The sequence below is a fragment of the Streptomyces sp. NPDC032721 genome, from assembly GCF_055579625.1.
In genome coordinates this window covers 158,795-162,603 of the sequence record NZ_JBVIMX010000022.1, presented here as the reverse complement: position 1 = coordinate 162,603, position 3,809 = coordinate 158,795, and the positions used below count along the sequence as shown (strand labels likewise).

General features: G+C 73.8%; 2 protein-coding genes and 1 pseudogene. All 3 read left to right on the top strand.

All coding sequences use genetic code 11. From position 1 onward, the window contains the following. A pseudogene (locus ACZ5PB_RS35710) lies at nt 1-96 on the top strand (IS5/IS1182 family transposase); the annotation flags it as partial. Nucleotides 97-288: 192 nt separating this feature from the next. Further along, on the top strand, nt 289-480 hold the full coding sequence (locus ACZ5PB_RS35705; RefSeq protein ID WP_468697050.1) for a hypothetical protein: 192 nt from the start codon (nt 289-291) through the stop codon (nt 478-480). A gap of 53 nt (nt 481-533) precedes the next feature. Then, the gene (locus tag ACZ5PB_RS35700) at nt 534-3,623 is read left to right on the top strand and encodes a helix-turn-helix transcriptional regulator (protein WP_468697060.1); all 3,090 of its coding nucleotides are present in this window, start codon (nt 534-536) and stop codon (nt 3,621-3,623) included. The last annotated feature ends 186 nt before the right edge of the window (nt 3,624-3,809 follow it).

Genomic DNA, 3,809 nt, shown 5'->3' with positions numbered 1-3,809 from the left:
GCAACCCGCTACGAAAAACGAGCCCGCCACTACCAAGCGATGGTCACCCTCGCCTGCCTCCGCCTATGGCTCCAGGACTTTCCGGACACCCCCTAGGGGTGTCCGGTGATCTCTAAGGCCCCCCTGAGGTCCGCGGCGCTCGTCTAAGGCCCCCTCAGGGCGCGGTCCGGCCCGGGCCGGGGCTCCGATACCCGGCAGTTGCCCGATGTGCCGACACCCCCTGGGAAGCGAAGGTTGAGACATCGCGAAGCCCGCGATGCACAGCCGAATCGCCCAGGGGGAACCCAGATGTTCGAGTACGAGATCCACCAGAGCCGCCACGCCGACCTCGTCGAGGAGGCCGACCGGGCCCGCCTCGTCCGCCAGGCCCGTATCGCCGCCCGCGCCGCCGCCCGTGCGGAGCGCGCCGCGTCGAAGGGCGACGGCGGCACCAGCGGCCCCGTGAAGTCGCTCCGTTCCCACTTCACCCGCGCCGCCTGAACCGGCTGCCCGCTATGCGGACAGTGGGTGCCGACGCCTCGAAGCTCTGTGCGATGCTCAGCGGCGTGGAGACCAGGTCAGTCAGTCCCGTGTTCGTCGGCCGTACCGACGAACTGAGCATCCTCACCGACGCGCTCGCCCGCGCCAACGCGGGCGAGCCGCAGGCGTTGCTGCTCGGCGGTGAGGCCGGAGTCGGCAAGACCCGGCTGGTGGAGGAGTTCCTGGAGCGGACCGAAGGGTCCGACACCTCTGTCGTCGTCGCCGTCGGCGGCTGCGTCGAGATCGGCGCCGAAGGCCTCCCCTTCGCCCCCTTCTCCGCGGCCCTGCGCACCCTCCACCGCCTCCTCCCCGACGAAATGGCCACCGCCGCCGCCGGTCAGGAGGACGAACTGGCCCGCCTGCTCCCGGAGCTCTACGAGAGCCCCGTGGCCCCCGGCATCCCCGGCATCCCCGGCCGCCGCACCCCCGTCGAGGACACCTCCGCCCGGCTCTTCGAGCTCGCCGCGCGGCTGCTGGAGCGGATCGCCGTCACCCGTACCGTCGTCCTCGTACTGGAGGACCTGCACTGGGCCGACGCCTCCACCCGCAACCTCCTCTCGTACCTCTTCCGCACCCTGCGCACGGGCCGCCTCGTCGTCCTCGGCACCTACCGCGCCGACGACATCCACCGGCGCCACCCGCTGCGCCCCCTGCTCGCCGAACTGGACCGGCTGCGTACCGTCCAGCGGGTCGACCTGCCCCGCTTCACCCGCGACCAGGTCTGCCGGCAGCTCGCCGGAATCCTTGCCTCCGCGCCCAAGCCCGCCCTCGTGGACGAGGTGTTCAGGCGGTCCGACGGAAACGCCTTCTTCGTCGAGGAACTGGCCGTCTCGATGGGCAGCGGCTGCCGCACCGGACTCACCGACTCCCTCCGCGACCTCCTCCTGGTACGCGTCGAGGCCCTCCCCGAGGACGCCCAGCGGGTGGTGCGGGTGGTGGCGGAGGGCGGGTCCACCGTCGAGTACCGGCTGCTGCTCGCCGTCGCCGGGCTCGCCGAGGACGACCTCATCGAAGCACTGCGCGCCGCCGTCGGCGCCAACCTCCTCCAGCCCGCGACCGGCGGCGACAGCTACCGCTTCCGGCACTCCCTCGTCCGCGAGGCGGTCAGCGACGACCTGCTGCCGGGGGAGTGCGCCCGGCTCAACCGGCGCTATGCGGAGGCTCTGGAGGCCGACCCCACGCTCGTACGGAGCGGGGAGCGGCCCACCCGCCTCGCCAGCTACTGGTACGCCGCCCACGACGCCGCCAAAGCACTGCCCGCCGTGCTCAGCGCCGCCGTCGAGGCCCGCAAGCGGCACGCCCGCACCGAGCAGCTCCGGCTCCTGGAGCGGGCGTTGGAGCTGTGGGACGACGCCCCGCGCGAGGTCAGGGCCACGCTGCGGCCGATCGACTTCGCCGAGGTCTACCCGCCCTGCGGCTGCGACCCGGCCACCACCCCGCTGCGCTACCTCGACCTGATGGCCGAGGCCACCGTCGCCGCCCGCCTCGGCGGCGAACGCGAACGCGCCCTGAAACTCGCCAAGCGCGCCCTGCGCCTCCTCGACGAGGACGCGGTGACCGGCCCCGACGGCACGCCCCGGTACGAGGAGCCGGACGCCGTGCGCGCCGCCTGGTTCTGGCTCCAGCGCGCCAAGGTGATGTCCGCGCTGGCGCGGGGGGACGGCCGCGACGAACTGGCCACCGCCCAGGAGCTGGTGCGCGGGCTGACCCCGGCCGTGGTGCACGCCGACATCCTGTCCTACGCGGCCGGCTGGGCCATGCTCCACGAGCCGGGCCCCGAAGCGATCGCCACCGCCGAACGGGCCGTCGAGTACGCCCGGATGGTCGGCGCCGAGGACATCGAACTGAACGCCCGCCTCACCCTCGGCGGCCTCATGGCCGACTCCGGCGACGTCGAGCAGGGCCTCGCCGAGATGACCGACGTACGCGAACGGGCCCTCGCCCAGAAGCTGGTCACGGTCGCCAACCGCTGCCACTCCAACATCCCCTCCCACCTGGAGGCCGTCGGCCGCGCCCGCGAGTCGGTCGAGATCTGCGCCGAGGGCCTCGACTACGCCCGTGCGCACGGCCTCGTCGACAGCGAGCACTGGATCCTCACCAACCAGTCGGAGTCCTACTTCTCGCTGGGGATGTGGGACGAGGTCGACGCCAACTGCCGGCTCTCCGAACGCTGCACCCCCAGCGCGAAACCGCGCGGCAGCGCGGCGCTGCGGCGGTCCGCGCTCTCCCTGGCGCGCGGTGAACTCGCCGCGGCGGCGGAGCAGCTGACCTCCGCCACGAACCACTTCGGGCTGTACGAGACCATGCCGCAGTACACCCTCCAGCTGCACCGCCTGGGTGTCGCCATCGCCGCCCGCGAGGGGCGCGTAGTCGACGCCCGCGCCGAGCTGGTCCGGGCGGCGGAGGGCGGATTCCGGCTGGGCACGCACCGGTTCGTCTGGCCGCTGCTGCTCGAAGCGGCCACCATGGAGGCCGACAGCCGGGCGCTCCCCGCTGCCGCTGCCGCCGCCGAACCGGGGCGGGCCGAGGCGCTGGAGCTGATCCACTCCCATGCCCGGACGCTGGCGACGGTGGTGCCGCTGTGGAGCGCCTACAGCATCTGGGTACGGGCCGAACTCCGGCGTGCGGAGGGGCTGGACACCGTCGATGACTGGGCCGAGACGGTCGCGGCCTTCGAGGGCCTGGAGCGGCCGTACGACCTGGCCAGGGTCAGGCTCCGGTGGGCGCACGCGCTGGTGGACGCGGGGGTGCGGGGCGGCGTCGAGCGGGAGCGGGCCGGGGAGTTGCTGCGGCTGGTGCGGGCGACGGCGGCGCATCTGGGGGCGCGGCCACTGGCGGCGGAAGCCACCGACCTGGCCCGCCGGACCAGACTGGCCCCGGCGGCCCCGAGCGCCGACGCCCCCGCCTTCCACCTCACCCCGCGCGAACGGGACGTGCTGCGGCTGGTGGCGGCGGGCCGCAGCAACCGCCAGATAGCGGAGGAGCTCTACATCTCCCCGAAGACGGCGAGCGTCCACGTCTCCAACATCCTCGCCAAACTCTCCGTAACCAACCGAGGCGAAGCCGCCGCCCTCGCCCACCGCCTCTCCCTCCTCACCCCCTAAAGAACTCCGCGGGGGTGGGGGGCCGCTGCGCGGGCCCTCCCCCACCCCGCCCCTTCCCGAAACTGGGGCGCCGCCCCAGACCCCGCCTGCGCGGCTGGGGGGCTGCTGGGGGTGCGCCCCCGGCCCCAGACCGTGTGGCCAGAAGTGGTGGGGGGGTTGTCTGCCCTTGGGGTGGGGCTTGGGTGG

What these genes read in the sequence shown, in the direction of transcription:
- ACZ5PB_RS35705 (WP_468697050.1), top strand. Translation starts at nt 289, where the DNA reads ATGTTCGAGTACGAGATCCACCAGAGCCGCCACGCCGACCTCGTCGAG.
- ACZ5PB_RS35700 (WP_468697060.1), top strand. Translation starts at nt 534, where the DNA reads ATGCTCAGCGGCGTGGAGACCAGGTCAGTCAGTCCCGTGTTCGTCGGC.